Origin of the sequence: Streptomyces tsukubensis (assembly GCF_003932715.1) — a bacterium.
Lineage (GTDB): Bacteria > Actinomycetota > Actinomycetes > Streptomycetales > Streptomycetaceae > Streptomyces > Streptomyces tsukubensis.
On record NZ_CP020700.1, the window covers coordinates 7,211,406 to 7,227,081 of the forward strand.

At 67.9% G+C, this 15,676-nt stretch carries 10 protein-coding genes; 4 read left to right on the forward strand and 6 right to left on the reverse strand.

Features of this window, described 5'->3' with window-relative positions; genetic code table 11:
- Positions 1 to 20: 20 nt before the first annotated feature.
- From B7R87_RS30010 to B7R87_RS30035, 6 genes are all read right to left on the reverse strand, one after another.
- Entirely contained in the window at positions 21 to 1,274 is a 1,254-nt protein-coding gene (locus B7R87_RS30010) for an ATP-binding protein (RefSeq protein ID WP_006345253.1), read from the reverse strand.
- 57 nt (positions 1,275 to 1,331) lie between these two features.
- A complete protein-coding gene (locus tag B7R87_RS34320; RefSeq protein WP_006345252.1) occupies positions 1,332 to 6,314 on the reverse strand; it encodes a non-ribosomal peptide synthetase in 4,983 nt (1,660 codons plus the stop codon).
- Between the two features lie 18 nt (positions 6,315 to 6,332).
- Positions 6,333 to 7,481: a phosphonoacetaldehyde reductase gene (locus tag B7R87_RS30020; RefSeq protein WP_052704591.1), complete on the reverse strand. Its 1,149-nt coding sequence runs from the start codon at positions 7,479 to 7,481 to the stop codon at positions 6,333 to 6,335.
- Complete coding sequence (gene aepY, locus B7R87_RS30025; protein WP_006345250.1) at positions 7,474 to 8,589, reverse strand: phosphonopyruvate decarboxylase; 1,116 nt, start codon at positions 8,587 to 8,589, stop codon at positions 7,474 to 7,476. The genes B7R87_RS30020 and aepY overlap by 8 nt, the downstream gene beginning before the upstream one ends.
- Positions 8,586 to 9,449: an isocitrate lyase/phosphoenolpyruvate mutase family protein gene (locus B7R87_RS30030; RefSeq protein ID WP_006345249.1), complete on the reverse strand. Its 864-nt coding sequence runs from the start codon at positions 9,447 to 9,449 to the stop codon at positions 8,586 to 8,588. Before B7R87_RS30030 ends, aepY begins: the two co-directional genes overlap by 4 nt.
- 161 nt (positions 9,450 to 9,610) lie before the next feature.
- Complete coding sequence (locus B7R87_RS30035) at positions 9,611 to 10,453, reverse strand: TauD/TfdA family dioxygenase (RefSeq protein ID WP_006345248.1); 843 nt, start codon at positions 10,451 to 10,453, stop codon at positions 9,611 to 9,613.
- Positions 10,454 to 11,040: 587 nt separating this feature from the next.
- Here B7R87_RS30035 and B7R87_RS30040 point away from each other — a divergent pair.
- From B7R87_RS30040 to B7R87_RS30055, 4 genes are all read left to right on the forward strand, one after another.
- Complete coding sequence (locus B7R87_RS30040) at positions 11,041 to 12,372, forward strand: hypothetical protein (protein WP_130584762.1); 1,332 nt, start codon at positions 11,041 to 11,043, stop codon at positions 12,370 to 12,372.
- Positions 12,373 to 12,407: 35 nt separating this feature from the next.
- Positions 12,408 to 13,631, forward strand: a complete 1,224-nt coding sequence (locus B7R87_RS30045; protein ID WP_006345246.1) for an argininosuccinate synthase-related protein — start codon at positions 12,408 to 12,410, stop codon at positions 13,629 to 13,631.
- Positions 13,632 to 13,759: 128 nt separating this feature from the next.
- The gene (locus B7R87_RS30050) at positions 13,760 to 14,386 is read left to right on the forward strand and encodes a hypothetical protein (protein ID WP_130584763.1); all 627 of its coding nucleotides are present in this window, start codon (positions 13,760 to 13,762) and stop codon (positions 14,384 to 14,386) included.
- Positions 14,383 to 15,588 (forward strand): ATP-grasp domain-containing protein, encoded by a 1,206-nt coding sequence (locus tag B7R87_RS30055; RefSeq protein WP_130584764.1) that lies wholly within the window; start codon positions 14,383 to 14,385, stop codon positions 15,586 to 15,588. Before B7R87_RS30050 ends, B7R87_RS30055 begins: the two co-directional genes overlap by 4 nt.
- The last annotated feature ends 88 nt before the right edge of the window (positions 15,589 to 15,676 follow it).

The following is a 15,676-nucleotide window of genomic DNA, read 5'->3' on the forward strand; positions in this document are numbered from 1 at the left end:
CGGTGTGCTGTGTGGGCCGCTCAGCCCAGGTCGTCCAGACGCCGGGTGATCTCCTCGACGTAGCAACGCAGTCCCTCGATGCGGGAGGCGTCAAGACCTTTGCGGACGAGCCCGGCGGCCGCAGCCCGGCTGTCGGCGGTGGCCAGTGCCTGGGCGAGGATCAGTTCGTAGCTCATCGGCCGGCCCGGGTCGAGTGAGCTGATCCAGCGCAGGCCCTCGACGTCGGCCAGGTCGAATCGAGTCAGTGCGCCCAGATCGGGAAAGTCGCCCAGCTCCCCGGGGTGGAGAAACAGCCGAGCTTCCATGCAGTGCCGGGAACGGTCCACGGGCAGTGTGTCCGGGGCGATGGCCTCCCCCCGGGCGATGCGCAGCTGGAGCTCGATCAGATCGGTGCCGGTCTGCCGTTCGGACATCCGGTAGGCCAGCGGGAGTCTGCCGTTGACCTCCAGAAAGTAGTAGCCGTCCGGCCCGGCGATGAACTCGACGGTCATGACGTTGCGCAGACCGAACGCGAGGGCGATACGGGCCGCGTCGACACGCATCGCCGCCAGAGTGGCGGCTCCGACGCCCGTGGCCGGAGCGACCTCCAGCAGCTTGAGCCCGTGCGAGATCAGCAAGCTCTCGCGCTCGCCGAGCGGAATCACGGTGCCGTGGTGGTCCACAGCCAACGAGACGCCGACGACCCGGTTGCCAGGAACGTACCGCTCCAGGTACCAGGCGGTGTCGGCGCCCCCATCGGCCAGCGCGTCCGCAACGTCCGCATACGAGTGCACGATGCGCACGCCCAGACCGCCTTCGCCGAAGTCCGGCTTGAGGACGGCGGGGAGGCCGATGTCCGCCAGCCGGGCGTGCACGTCCGCAAGGCCACGCGCGGTGGCGTGGGGCAGCACGGATACGCCGATGTCCCGGGCCGCCCGGACGGCTGCAGCCTTGCTGCCGGCCAAGCGCAACGCGGCGGAAGGCGGGCCCACGTAGGCGACGTTCCTGGCTTCCAGGCCCTCGGCGAAGTCGGCGTCCTCTGCGAGCGCGCCGTAGCCCGGGTGGACACAGTCGACTCCGCTGCGGTCGACGGCCGCGAGAACCTGCTCGGCCGAGTCGTAGGTCTGCGCCTGCCCCCGGCCGGGAATCAGGACTGTCCGGTCGGCGTGGGTCAGGTGGATGTTCTGGGTGTCGTCGGCCGCAGCCAGTGCCGTCGTCCGGTAGCCGAGCCGGCGGGAGACCTGTGCTGCGTGGACGGCCACCGCTGCACGGTTGGCGATGAGGATGCTGCGCATGGACGCTCCGCCTTTCGGGTTCGGGTGTTCAGGGGGCTGATGGACGGGGTGGCGTGCTCATCCGGACAGCCGGGACATCCAGCGCTCGCACGCCGCCGCGAGGCCACGTATCTGCTCCTCGCGGTCTACGTCCGCGCTGTACTGCCACGTCAGCCGCAGGAAGTCGGGTTCCGCCCCGGCGTAGACCTTGATCCGGTAGGGCTGGGTACGGTTGGGCGTCATCTCGGTGCCCACTGCGGTGGCACGGACCCGGAACGGCGGTTCCAGGTCGTGTTCCCCCATGCGTGAGCCGAGGAAGTTCAGGTAGATATCGGCTGCCGGCAGTGCAGCGAGGCTGCCGCGGACCTCGTCCAGGTCGTGGAGGTAGCGCAGGGCTCCCCACGTCTGCTCCATGTCCCGGATGTCGGTGATCTGCTCGCGCAGCACCTGCGCCGTCTGCCGGTCGCTTGCTTCCTCGGGCAGTTCGAGCAGGTAGGGGGCGATGCTGTTGAGCCATCCGACCGCGTTCGCGAAACCGGGGCCTCCGGTGGGATCGGTGCGGCCGTGCCGGCACACATCGACGGCACCGACGCGACTGTTGGTCGCGTCGGCGGCAGCCGCGGCGAGGGCCGAAAGCAGCAGCTCCTCGACGCGGGCGGCGCCGGGGGCCGCGGGTCGTGGGATCAGCGTCTGGAGGGACTTGATGTGACTGAGGTGCATGCTGCCGTCCGGGCGGTCCGAGGGGAGTGGACGCAGAGACTCCCACCGCAGGGCCCGCCAGCGACGCAGGAACAATGCGCCCAGTGGGCCGTTCACCAAACGGCGGAGGACCGCGGCGTGGTCGGACCAGGACGAGGTGCCTGCCAGGGGGTGGACGACGCCGGCGGCGATCTCCCGGTAGGCCGTGACCAGTTCCCGCGCAATGACCTTCAGGGACATGCCGTCTGCCACGAGGTGGTGGAAGACCAGGAGCAGTACATCGCCGTCGGCGGAAGAAAAGTAGGCCGCCCTCCAGACGGGCCCGTCCCGCAGGCTCAGCGATTGGTGCAGGCGGTCTGCCTCCTTCAGGAAAGCCTGGTCTCGGTCCCCGGGTCCGGGGCCGGAGAGATCGTGCCGGGACAGCGGTACGTCCGTCGGCCCCGAGTACGGCTCGGTCCTGATGCGGTTGCCCACCAGCCTCAGCCGTAGCGCGGAGTGGCGCCGGGCCAGGGCCGCCAGTGCCCCGGCGAGCGCTTCCCGGTCCACCGAGGCGTCGACATCGAGGACCAGCGAAACGTTGTAGTGGTCGCGGTCCTGGTAGTCCCATCCCAGGAAGCGATGCTGGGCGGGGGACAGGTCCGGTCGAGCTACTGTCTCCGGGGCGGGTACGGAAGCCGGCTCGAAGGCGCGTTCGGCCAGCTCGCCGAAGGTCCCGGTGGTGTACACGTCCGCAGGCCGGATTCGCAGACCGAGGTCGCCTGCCCGGATCGCCACTTCCATGGCACTGAGGCTGTCGCCCCCCAGGTCGAAAAAGTTGTCCTCCGGGTTGATCCGGGTGACGCCGAGGACGTCTCGCCAGATTCCGGCGAGGCCGTCACCTCCGTGCGGTCCGGGCCGGGCGAGCCTGCTGAGCGCGCGGCGGTCCGTCTTGCCGTTCGGGCTCAGCGGGATCTCCCGGACGGCGACGATGCGGTGCGGCACGGAGTAGGCGGGCAGGGCGCTGCCCAGCAGTGACCTCAGTTCGCCGGTGTCGACGGCGGCGCCCTCGGGCGGTACGACATACCCGACCAGCCGCAGCGCGTGGTGGCCCTGCTCGGCCACGACAGCGGCGGCGCGTACACCACCGAGCCGGAGGAGATGATCCTCGACCTCGGCCGGTTCCACCCGGTGGCCGCGGATCTTGACCTGGTCGTCGGTGCGACCCTCGTAGGCGATGCGGCCGTCGGAACGACGCCGGCCGAGGTCACCGGTGCGGTAGAGGCGTTCGCCGGGCCGGAAGGGATCGGGGATGAAGCGCTGGGCGGTCAGTTCGGGCCGGTCGAGGTAGCCGATCGCCAGACCCGGGCCGCCGATGTGGATCTCGCCGGTCTCGTCATCCGCGCAGCGACGCCCGTCCCGGAGGATCTCGACGACGGTGCGCGCAGCGGGGCGTCCGATGGTGATGTCATCAGGCCGGACCTTCTCGGACAGCGAGTAGACAGAGGTCTCGGTGGGCCCGTAGATGTTCCACACAGCCCTGGCCTGGTCGAGTGACCTGGCCAGAGCAGGCGTCAGTGCCTCGCCGCCGGAGACGATCCGCAGGTGGCGGGGCGGTTGCCAGCCGTATGAGGTCAGTGCGGTGAAGAGGGACGGAGTGCCCATGAGGAAGGTGGCACCGCGTTCGGCGATGGCCTCGTCGAGCAGCCCGGGGTCGCGGGCGACGGCACGATCGACCACATGCACGGTGCCGCCGCAGATCAGCGGCAGGAGGATCTCCAGCTGGGCGAAGTCGAAAGAGAACGGGGCGAGCGCGAGCACCGAGTCCTCTTCGGTGAAGCAGAAGTCGTCCCGGCTGTACTGCAGGATGTCGGCGATGCCGCGGTGGGTGAGCACTGCTCCTTTGGGGGTGCCGGTAGAGCCCGAGGTGTAGATGACGAAAGCGGCATGGTGGGCTTCGGACGTGCGGTCGAGGGCGGCGGTCCGCTGTCCGTCGCTGCCGGGCCGCTCGTCCGTGTACACGAGACGATGGTCGCCGGGGGGCGATGGAGGCTCGATGCCACGTCTGGTCAGCACGGCTGCCGGTCGGGCATCGTCGATCATGAAGCGCAGCCGGTCCGCGGGGTACTCGGGATCGAGGGGGAGGTAGGCGCAGCCGATCGTCAGGGCTGCGAGCAGACCCGCGACGAGGTCGCGGGAGCGGTCCAGGTGGATGGCGACCCGGTCGCCGGGACGTACCCCTGAAGCTTCCAGCAGCACTCCCAGCTCTTCGGCGCGAGCCATGAGCTGGCGGTAGGTCCAGGAGCCGTCCTGGTCTCGGACGGCGATTCGGCCGGGCACCCGGAGGGCCTGTTCACCCACCAGGGCGTGGACGGAATCGCCGCCCGGACGGCCGTGGCCCGCATCCTGTGCGGTGCTGGTCTGTTCGGTGGCGGTGAAGCACCGCTGGTACAGCGCGAGTTCCGCATCCACGCACGCGAGGATCGTTTCGCTGCGCTTGAAGCCGTGCCGTTCCCCGGCGAAGACCCGGTGCAGGTACGGTGCCCTGTCGGGGCGCACACCTGACAGGAAGAGCTCCGCCTGGGCGGGCGGGCAGATCGGGTCGGCGTCGCCCTGCAGCAGGACGAACGGTCGTTCGACGCGGGCTGCGGCCAGGGCGGGCGACCGCTCCGCATAGCGCTGCGCGGTCTCGGGCCACGGACCGATGAGGGAGTCGAGATAGAAGGCCTCGAAGCCGCCGTTCTGCGACTCTCGCCAGGTTGCCGGGTCCAGAACGGGGTAGAGCAGCACGGCGCAGCAGTAGATGTCCTGTGTGGTGAGGGACACGGCTGCGGTCCAGCCACCGGCGCTCGCGCCGCGGATGGCGAGCCGAGCCGGGTCGGCGGTGCCCTCGGCCGCCAGGGCGCGGGCCACGGCAGCACAGTCGTCGACGTCGGCGATGCCCCAGGAGTGCCTCAGCCGGTTGCGGTACTCCCGGCCGTACCCGGTCGACCCGCTGTAATCGACGCCGACCACGCCGATCCCTCGGCTGGTGAGGTAGGCGATCTGCAGATCGTAGGCCCGGGGGAATCGCCCGGTGGGGCCGCTGTGTGCGAAGACGACGAAGGGGGGGCTCTCACCGGGCAGTCCGTTGTGGTCGGGATTGCGCGGCAGGAAGACCGTGGCATGCACAGGTCTGTCCCCGGGACCATCGAAAGTCCGGGCCTCGGGCCGTGGCAGATAGGCCCGGTCGACGACGGTGCGCGGCGCAGTGAGCTCGGTGGATGTTCCGGTGGTGGTGTCGAAGAGTACGGCGGCGAAGTCGCTGTCGGTGCCGGCACCGACAGCGATGAGCCGCTCGCCGCGGGCAGCCAACAACGGTTCCCACTCCGTACGAGGTGAGAGCAGGTTGCGGAGTGTGCCCGTGGCCGGGTCGAGCACCGACAGCGTTGTGGTGCGGGTGCTGTGCACCATGACTGCGAGACATCCGCCCGGCAGCGGAGCGCACCAGCTCAGGCCTACTTTGGTGAGAGCTCCGGCGAACTCCTCCTCTCGCGGGCAGACGTTTGCTCCGGTACGACCGTTGGCGGTGGTGCGGTGCACATTCCACCAGCCGGACCCGTCCGTGATCGCGTAGAGCTCGCCGTCGTCGGTCCAGACGATCTGTGCGACGGCCTCGTCGGGCCCGCCGGCAACGACCCGCGCGGGTCCGAGTGTGCCGTCCGGCAGTACGTCCGCGACGAAGGCGCGGCTCGCGTCCCAGGGCATATCCGGGTGGTCCCAGCCGATCCAGGCGACCTGTTCGCCAGTGGGCGAGGGCCGTAGGCCGGAAAGGAAGTCGCTGCCGGCCGTGAGGGGGCGCAGTGCGGCGGTGTCCTCGGCAGCACTGCCGTCCAGGGGAATCGCGACGAAGTCCCGAACGGGGGCCCCGCCGGGCCCGGTACTCTCCCGAATGCACCAGGCCTCGACGGGTGTGTCCCCGCTGCCGGAGGCCGGCATGAGGACAGGATCGGCGAAGCAGAGGGTGGAGCCGGGGGCCGGCACCGGGGTGAGCGGGCGTGGCCCGGCGCCGGGCACCTGCGATGCGTAGGCGTACAGGCGCTGGTCTTCGGCTTGGACGAACACCACCAGCGGGCCGTCGGCGCTGATCGTCCCGGCCCAGGCCCGGCCCCCGTACTCCATGAGGCGGCTGCGCACGTTCCACGGCGCGGGCAGGACGCTCTGGGCCGGGCCGCCTCCCTCGGTCCAGCGCATCAGAGTCGTGCGGCCGCCCTCGTCCGGCAGGCGCTCCGACCACCAGACCTCGTCGCCGACGAAGCCCGGCCAGTTCGGGTGGCTGTCCGTGGCGGCCACGTCAGCGGCCGTGATGGGGGAACTCCACGTCCCGAAGGGAGTGGCCTGCCTCATGATGATTTTCCTTCTACCTCAGTGGATTTCGCGGATGGCCTGGAGGACCAGTGATTCGTCCAGCCGCACGGGGTTGTTGACGGCCCTGGCGGTGGAGCCCGTCCCGGCCCGGACACAATCCGCCAGATCGGCCTCACGTACCCCGTAGTCGGAGAGCTGCGGGGACCAGCCCAGGTCGGAGAGCAACCCGGCCAGGTGGTCCGGCACTCCGGCTACCGTCAGGCGCCAGGCGGCGGCCACGGTCTCCAGCTGGACGCGGACGTGATCGGGCCCCCGATCGTCCTCGCAGTACGCTTCCAGCTGTTGGGCGTTGTAGCCGTACAGCCAGCGGAGGTTGAGCAGACAGGCCACGCCGTGGGGTACCCCGTAGCGGCGTGTCAGGTGGTAGGCGAACGCGTGTGCTGCGGTGGTCCGGGTCACGTTGATGGCCGCGCCCGCGTCGAGTGCGGCACGGGCCAGCCGCACGCGGACCTCGGGGGAGTCCTCCTTGAGGCGATTCCCCAGTGGACCGACGAGACCGTCCAGTGCCCGCCGGGCGTCCGTCCGCGAGGCGTCCGTGGAACGCCGTGCCCAGAGCGATTCCACCGCGTGGCAGAGCGCGTCCATGGCGCAGCTGGTCGCCACGGTGGGCGGGCAGCCGACGGTGAGCTCGGGATCAACGAGGGCATGAGTGGCGGCGGCCAGCGGGTGGTCGAACGAATGCTTGCGATCACCGTCGAAGACCGTTGCGAACTGAGTGACCTCACTACCGGTCCCGCTGGTCGTGGGGACCAGTACGAGAGATTCGACACCCGTGACGGGTCCGTTCGGTCCGTCGTCCGCGCCACCGGCCAGACAACGCAGGGCTGCAGGGCGGCCGGCCGGCAGGGCTCGGACGAGCTTCGCCGTGTCCATCCCGCTGCCTCCGCCGAGGCCGACGACGACCGTCGGACGCCAGGCGTCCCGCAGGGCGCAGCCGGCCAGGACATCGTCCAGGTCGGGGTTCGACCGGAATCCGGAGAAGATGCGGTGCCGCGGGCTGGCCCGCCAGTGTCCGAACCCGGCTCTGTCCAGACCCCTCTCACTGGATACGACCAGAACGCGCTCCGCCCCGAGTCCGTCCACCAGGGAATCGAGGCCACGCACCGTGCCGGCGCCGAAGATCACCTTCCCTGTGGTCTCAGCCACGGTGCTGCTCCGCTGCACGCAGCCGCTGTGCGAAGCCCTCACGGATGTCGGTCGTCGTCATCGCGGCCGTCGCCCGCGAGAACACGGACGCACCGCCACTCGACACGCGCGCCACCACGCAGTGCGGACCGTTGCCGCGCAGTGCGGTGTCAAGGGCCGATGTGACTTCCTCGACGGTGTGGCACACCTGGGCGGAGACGTATCCGGCCGCCCGGGCCACTGCGGCCAGGTCCGTGGCGTGCGAGGTGGTGGCCTGTCCGCCGGTGGACTCGTAGGAGCCGTTGTCGAAGACCAAGTGGACCAGGTTGCCGGGCCTGGCAGCTCCGACCGAGGACAGGGTGCCCATGTGCATGATCGCCGCGCCGTCCCCGTCGAGGACGACCACCGGGAGTCGCGGCGAGCGCAGTGCCGCACCCAGTCCGAAGGCGAGTGCATGGCCCATCGAACCCTGCATGTAGAAGTGGTCCTTGGAACCGGTCACCCCGAACAGTTCCCGAGAGGTGTAGCCGGTCGTGGAGACCACCGCAACGCCCGCGAACAGCGGTTCGATGGCGCGCAGCACTTCGACCCGGCCGAGGCCCGCCACTTCCGGTGCGTCACCGGCGGCGCGGTTCTGCTCGATGGCACCCTTCTGGGTGAGGACGAACACGCTCCGGCGCTCGGTCAGAAACTCCTCGGCCTCGTCGAGGGCCGGCCCGAGGTCCGTCGCGGTGGCCGGCACGGTCACATGCGGTACGCCGACAGCGTCGAGGATCTTGTGCGTGGACGTGCCCATCACTGCGTGCTGAGGCTCGTCCTGTGCAGGGTCGGGCCAGCCGCGCAGGCTCATGAACACCACAACGGGGATGTTGTAGGTCTCGGTGAGCGAGGTGAGCGGATTGACGAGGTTACCCAGGCCCGAGTTCTGGGCGATGACTGCGGAACGTCGACCGTGCACCGCTGCTCCGGCGGCCGCGGCGAGGGCGGCGCCCTCGTTGGAAGCCGGAAGGTAGCGGCCCTCACGGGTGAGTCGTTCGATCGGTCCGGAGAAGTAGGAACAGGGCACGCCTGCTACGAAGTCGATGCCTCGTTCCGCCAGCGTGGTGCAGAAGTTGTCGTTGGTGATCACGCTTCGAGTGCCATCCAGTCATCGAGCTTCTGCAGGGCGAAGACGTCGGATATCGGTGCGATGCCGTCCTCGACCCCGAGGGAGGTGCCGTCGGCCAGGATGGTGCCGAAGGTGTCGCGCAGCGCCTGGACCGTGGCGCGCAGGCCCTGGTTCGCGTAGATCACCACGGAAGCCCCGTGCTTCTCGGCGTCGGCGGCCGCCCACTGCGGGTAGGTGGTCGGAACGATCACGACGGGGCAGCGGCCGTCCCAACCGTTGAGGAACTCAACGATCTCGCCCTGGTCGCGCCGCTTGGAGTGGATCAGGACGGCGTCGGCACCACCCTCCGCGTAGGCGTAGCAGCGTTCCAGTGCCTCGGCCACGCCCAGCTTGTTGATGAGGGCCTCGGTCCGTGCTATGACGTAGAAGTCCTCACCGCGCTGGGCAGCCTTGGCGGTTTCGATCTTGCGAACGAAATCGGGCAGGGGCAGCAGGTCGTGGGCAGTCTCCGCGAAGCTGTTGACCTTCGGGTAGACCTTGTCCTCGATGCAGACGGCCGTGATGCCGGCCGCCTCGTACTCACGGACCATGTGCGCGACGTTGAGGTTGTTGCCGTAACCGGTGTCGACGTCGGCGACGACCGGGATGTCGATCGCTTTCTGCATGGCTGCGGCGGCCGCGAGGTACTCGGTCATCGTCAGAACGCTGGCATCGGGTAGGCAGCGGGATGCCGAGACCTCGAAGCTCGACGCCCAGACCGCCTGGAAGCTGGCCTCCTGGGCGAGCTTGGCACCGAGGGCGTCGTGTGCGCCTGCGATACGTACCAGTCTGCCGTTCGCCATCACGTCACGGAACGAGCGGTACGAAGGGTGCATGACCATCAGCTGTACTCCTGTGGGCAGATCGGATGTAGCCGGGGCCTTCAGAGGTGCGGGCGCACCCGTGAGCCCCGTGCTCGGGTCGTGGCAAGGTGGGGCGGTGCTGCGCCGGCGGATCCGCTTGTTGCGGTGCGGCGAGATCTGATCCGCGCCCTGTGGCGGACTCAGGACGAACGTTCGGTGATCCAGGTGCGCAGCATCAGGCGCTGGTGGTCGCCTTGACGGTCCTGGAACTCAACCCGGCCGTGCAGGGTCCAACGGTTGTCGATGAAGATCATCTCGCCCTCCCGGAGCCGGTCGCGGGACCACAGGTCCGGCGAGTCGAGCAGGGAGTCCAGAAGGTCGAAGGCCAAAATTTGATGATCCGTCAAAGGCGGTGCCCCCGGCTGGCGGTGGCCGATCTCGATGTACTCCCGGAGGTAGTGGATGCGGTCCCTGCCGTACTTGTTCTCCAGCACGGGCCGAAGCACAGTGCGCGGTGCGCCGGGAGCGTTGTCGCGGGTGTCGAAGCGCACCGGGAGGCGCAGAGTATCGAGCACCCCGGGGTGTTCACCGAGCCGTTTCACGAGGTCGGCGAGTCTGACAAGCACCAGGTCGCCACCTACGGCGGCCTGATGAACACATGTCAGGGTGAAGTAGTCGGGCACCATGCCGAGGCGGTGCGGCGAGTCGGTGTGCAGATTGCCGCCGCCCCGGGAGTCCGAATAGCGGCCGGTTGCTCCCTCGCCCAACTCCACTCCACGATAGCGGACTTCGCGCACCAGAGTGCCGGCACTGTCCTGGGGTAGCAGTTCCCCCAGGGCCGTGGAGGCTGTGACTGCGAAGGTGTGCAGCTCGTCCGGCCTCAGGTCCTCCAGTCCGGTGAGGACGAAGCAGCCGGGATCACCGTCGAGATATCGGCGGGCGTAGGGCATGACCACCTCACGGAGACGGTCATGTGTCGTGTTCCTGATCATTTGCTCGGGCACTTCGAACCGCACGGGATCGAAGGCGTGGTGCGTGGTCATGAAAGGCCCCTCGGCAGAACTGAACCATCCGGACACCGCAGCTGCCGACCAGCTGCTTTATGTCTCGGGCAGTGACGGAGAATGCCGTCTGCATTGATGGACCAGGGTGCACGCTTCGGGGCCGGACGTGCCGGCGCAGCAGTCCGCGAATGGACCTGTCTCCTGTGCTGCCGGCAGTGCTAAGAGCCGTGCTTTCTCTGACTTCACTATCCCCCCGTGATGACCCCGTGCGCCCCGGATCCTCCAGAGCAGGCTCGGCGCGATCTTGAGCTTCATTGAGTCGAGGAAGCCTGTCAAGGTAATCGAGCCGGGCGAGCGTCAACATCAGGGCATGTCCGATTTCAGGTATTTTTTTCGCATGGATCGCGAGCCCCGCGGGTGATCGGCGTTCCGATCGGCAGGGCCGCGTCGAATGAGTGTTGACGATTAGCTTGACCCGGCCTAGGTTTCTCCCTGATTCCAGCGACTCGCCACTCCGGTGTCACCGGCCTGGCCAACTTCCGTCGCTACTTCCTGGCACCGGAGCAGGCGGTGCGGGTTCGCGCTCGGCACCGACCGGGCGGAGTGAATGCCTCGGCTACTTTCAGATGATCCTCAACCATCGCGATGCGGAATCCGTTTCCGTTCAACCTGTGGGAGCACATTTGGCTGCGCAGATGATTTCAGAAGGCGAGGAGAACTGTGGGGTCGTCGAACGGCGGCTTGTCTTCGCCGACGTCGCCTACCAGTACTCGGTGGAGCCGAGCCGCGGGGCGCCGTTTGTGGTGACACTGCTCCACGGGACACCGGACGACCGCACGCGGGCGATGGAGTTCGTCCGCACCGAGCAGAGCTCGGCCCGCGATATCACCCTGCTGGGCGCCGACGGGTCCGTGCAGGCCGCGGTGCAACCTGCCGAACCGATGGCGACCTGGACCGGAACCGGCTTCAGTACCGAATTCGAGACCTTCCTGAGGGCCTCGTTCCCGCCGGCCGCCGACCGGGTGGACGGTATGGACCCGACTCCGCTGGCGCCACTGCTCCTGCTGCGCACCCATCGGGGCGTGCACGCGCACACCGAGGTGCTCCTCTGCGCACGGGTGCGGTCCATCGGGACGCTCTTCGCGCGGGTGGGTGGCTTCGATCACCCGGCGGCAGCGACGGAGGCCGAGCTGATCCCGTCGGCACTCTCCTTTGCGGATGTCCTGAAGGATCGGATCCGTATAGAGGGGAACGCTTACACCACCTATGAGCAAGGCACTGAGATCGAGCAAAAAATCACCCTCTCCGACGAGGTGGCGATCTGGTCGCTGACCATGGGGTTATGGACTTCGATCGAGCAGGGTGAATTCTCCGAGTTCATCACCGACCCTGGCTATGAGCTCACCCGCTGGCATTTCGTGCAGGAGAATTTCGAAATCATCGGCCCAGCCGAAGAAGTCGGCCATATGGCGTTCCAGGAGAATCCCGACGGGAAGTACCAGCTAAAACACAAGCGATTCCGTGAGGATTCGCTTCGGCGTACGGAGATGTTCCGCAAGGGAATTGATGTCCCTGAGCGAGACTTTGAGGGATTTCTTGCGAGGGAGTATCCGGAATTGAAATTCCGTCGCCTTCCAAGCTTTCGCAGAACGCGTTTCGACATCAACGTCCAATCCGTCCTGACCGGCCACTACTTCGGCATCGAAACGGACGAGGTCACCGTTGAAACAGATTCTGGCCGGCACAAGCTGCGCCAGGTCGAGATCGAGTACCTGGAGACGCGTTGGCACGAGGGGATGAACGCGGCCTCGATCGACACCGACCTGGAGAAACTTACTGTTCTGGTCGAAGACCATCTGGCCGCCGTCGGCATCACCGCCCGGCGTAACCACTACTCGAAGCTGTCGTTTCTGCGGGACTGTCTGAACGGCACCGCCGCGCAGCCGACCGGGTCATAGGCGCGGGCTCCTTCTCGAAGCAACAGAGCGCAAGGATGTACGCATTGAAGAGCAGCAGGAGAAGCATTCGCTCCATCCGGGAGCTCACCGACGGCGAGGTCGACCTGCACGGTCCCATCGTCACGCTGTTCAGCGGAGGATTGGACAGTTCATACCTCCTGTACCGGCTGGTCCAGGCCGGCGCCACCGATGTGCACGCCATCAGCGTCGGTCTGGGAGGTGATGAGAGGAACACCCAGATCCAGCGGATCACTGACACCCTCGGCGTTCGGCTCCGGTTCTCGGATGCCCGGGCCGCCTTCGTGGAGGAGTTCGTCCGACCGGCGATCGCCGCGAGCTCGGTCTATCTCGACACCCACCCGATCAGCTCCTCGCTGAGCCGTCCGCTGATCGCCCGGATCGCCGTGGACATGGCCCGCGAAGTCGGTGCCCAGGTCATCCTGCACACCGCGAACCGCTCGCAGAACACCCTGCGCCGGCTGAACTGTTCTCTCGAACTCCTGGGATTCGAAGGGTATTTCGGCAGTCCGTACGAACTCGATCCAGTGGACCGCGAGGTCAAGATCAAGGAACTGCGTGCGGTAGGCCTGGACGAGATGGCCGAACGATCCGCCAGTGGCGACTCGAACCTTTGGTGCCGGGAGTTCGAGTCCGGTGCCCTCGACGATCCCGAGGAGCACTCCGTCCCCGAGTCCTATTACCGATGGAGCGCCGTGCGCGATTCCCCGGTTCCACCGACAGACGTCTCGGTGACCTTCCGGGCCGGTGTACCCGTGGCACTGAACGGCCGTCAGTGCCCGCTGGCCGACATCATCGAGGAGCTGAACTGGACCGTCGGGGCACACGGACTCGGACGCTACACCGGTCTTGAGCACCTCCCGGGCGGTGCGAAGGTCCTTGAGATCCGGGAGATGCCTGCCGCCTGGCTTCTGCTGGCCTCGCGCAGACATCTGGAGACGGCCGTCCTCGACGCCGAGACGATTCGCGAAAAGCTGCACGTTGAACAGGTCTGGGTGCGCGAAGCGTTGGAAGGCCGGTGGTTCGGTGCGCTGCGTGCGGCGTGTCAGGCATTCGTGCTGCAACTCTCCACACCGCTCGACGGGGTCGTCCGGTGGAGGCTGTCCGGTGGCCGGGCGTCCACCACCTCCATCGTGGCGGACGCACCGCTCTATGTCCGCAACCGTGAAGACTGGGAGCACGCTGCCATCCGCAGTGAGCTCGCCCACTGGGGAAGGGGGACCGGACAGTGGCACAGCTGACCTCTGCAAGTCCGCGCGCACAACGGCGCCTGGTGGTGATCGACGCGACGGTGCCCGTGGCGGAGACGGCCCACTCTCTTGACTGTCACACGTTCTTCGTTCAGCAGCCGGGCTCGCCGGCTCGCAGCTTGGTGGACGATACATCGGGCTACTACTCCGTCGACTTCACCGGCGACATCTTCGCCGACTTCGTCGACAAGGTCCTGCGCCCGCTGCATCCGACCGCGGTGGTCTCGGTGAGCGCGGGCGGATCGTCTGCCGCCGCTGTGGCCGGTGAACTGCTCGGCACGCCGGGCGCGTCCGTCGCCGCCCTGGCGGCTCTGGCCACTGTGGCGGACTGCGCCCACGCCGCCGGTGCCGGGGCACGGTCGACAACCGCCTACACCCATACCGCCGGGGGCGCCCACCGGCTCGTCGGGCTGTTGCCGACGCCACCGGTTGCCACCGGCCCGCCCGGTCAGGGCGACCCCGCAGTCTCCCTGTGCCCCGAGGATCAGCAGGCAGCCGAGCGCGCCGTCCGCGACGTCCTCGACCGGTCCCGAATCACACACGGCCCTGTCCGCATGGAGCTGTGGCTCACTGCCGACGGCATCCGGGTCGTCCGCGCGGAGCAGCGCGTCGACCAGGACGAGGCCGCTGTCCTGCACCGCCTGACCGGTGTCGACTTGGTTCGACAGACTCTCGACCTGTCCCTCGCGGCGGGCGCCGGAGGGCACACCGCGCCGACCGAAGCGCTGGACGGAAGTACACGATGAAACCAACCGCCTTGTTCATCAACAAGCATCCGTACTCCCACTTCAACCGCCGTGGACGCTACATCCTGCCCGCCGGCGAGATCGACATCCACATGGTGACGCGCAATCAGATTCATGGTGGGCTCAGTGGACTGGACGCCCATCCGCTTGATCACGTCGCGGTCTGCGACGCCGAGGAGGAAGGGCGCTGGCGCGCCGTTTGCGAGTGGATGCTGCACAACCACCCGATCAGCCGGGTGATTGCTGTCCATGAGCGGGCAGTTCTGCTCGCGGCGGAGATGCGGTCGAAGTTCGGACTGCCGGGCATGCAGTACGAGACCGCCGAACGCTTTCGCGACAAGCTCCGGATGAAGGAGACCGTTCGCGCGGCCGACGCCGCAGAGTTGCCGGAGTTCGTCGCCCTCGATACTCCGGAGGACCTCACCGCTCTCGACTGGGGTGCCGGCCGCAAGGTCATCAAGAGCCGCCGCGGTCTGGCCGCCAAGGACCTCTACATGGTGGATACTCTGGACGACGCCAGGCGCATAGTCGCCGGACTCGATCTGTCGGGCGGGCGCTACGGGCTGGAAGACTTCGTCACCGGCCAGATCTATCACTGCGACTCGGTCGTGCAGCAGGGCCGGATCAGGTTCACCAGCGTCGGAAGGTACCTCGCCGATCCCGCGAGCTACGGGCCGGGGCGCACCTTCGGCACCGTTCTGGTCCGGGAGGGTGAGCTCGTCAAGCGGATCAACGAGCTGAACGAGGCGGTCCTCGGCGCGCTCGGGATCCAGGACGGCACCACTCACCTGGAACTGTTCCATACTCCCGAAGACCGGCTTGTCTTCTGCGAAGTCGCCGGACGCCCGCCCGGGGGCGTCATCCCGCCCGTGATCGAATGGCAGTACGGATTCGACATCGTCGAGACGCAGATCAGGATCGACGCCGGGCTGGGCTTCGCGCCGGCTGATCCACCACAGTCCACCGATGACGGCACCTGCGGCTTCATCGCGTTCTACCCCGGCTGTGACAACCGCGAGATCCGCCCCGAGCGCTTTGCCGCGCTGGGCATCGTGGAGCACCTCGCTCACCACGGAGCAGGCAATGGCGACGGCGGAGTTCGGCATTCCACCGACTTCCAGGACTCGTACGTCGTCAAGGCGCCGGACGATGCCACGCTACTGCGCCGGATCGCTGCGATCGAGGACGAGTACCGGGGCTGACCGCGTTCCGGCACGGCCGACCCGCACTAGGCTCATGATCAGAAAGCGCTTCTGTCATGGAAGTTCACGTTCACCGACCATCTACATC

What these genes read in the sequence shown, in the direction of transcription:
- B7R87_RS30040 (WP_130584762.1), top strand. Translation starts at nt 11,041, where the DNA reads ATGATCCTCAACCATCGCGATGCGGAATCCGTTTCCGTTCAACCTGTG.
- B7R87_RS30045 (WP_006345246.1), top strand. Translation starts at nt 12,408, where the DNA reads ATGTACGCATTGAAGAGCAGCAGGAGAAGCATTCGCTCCATCCGGGAG.
- B7R87_RS30035 (WP_006345248.1), bottom strand. Translation starts at nt 10,453, where the DNA reads ATGACCACGCACCACGCCTTCGATCCCGTGCGGTTCGAAGTGCCCGAG.
- B7R87_RS34320 (WP_006345252.1), bottom strand. Translation starts at nt 6,314, where the DNA reads ATGAGGCAGGCCACTCCCTTCGGGACGTGGAGTTCCCCCATCACGGCC.
- B7R87_RS30055 (WP_130584764.1), top strand. Translation starts at nt 14,383, where the DNA reads ATGAAACCAACCGCCTTGTTCATCAACAAGCATCCGTACTCCCACTTC.
- B7R87_RS30010 (WP_006345253.1), bottom strand. Translation starts at nt 1,274, where the DNA reads ATGCGCAGCATCCTCATCGCCAACCGTGCAGCGGTGGCCGTCCACGCA.
- B7R87_RS30030 (WP_006345249.1), bottom strand. Translation starts at nt 9,449, where the DNA reads ATGGTCATGCACCCTTCGTACCGCTCGTTCCGTGACGTGATGGCGAAC.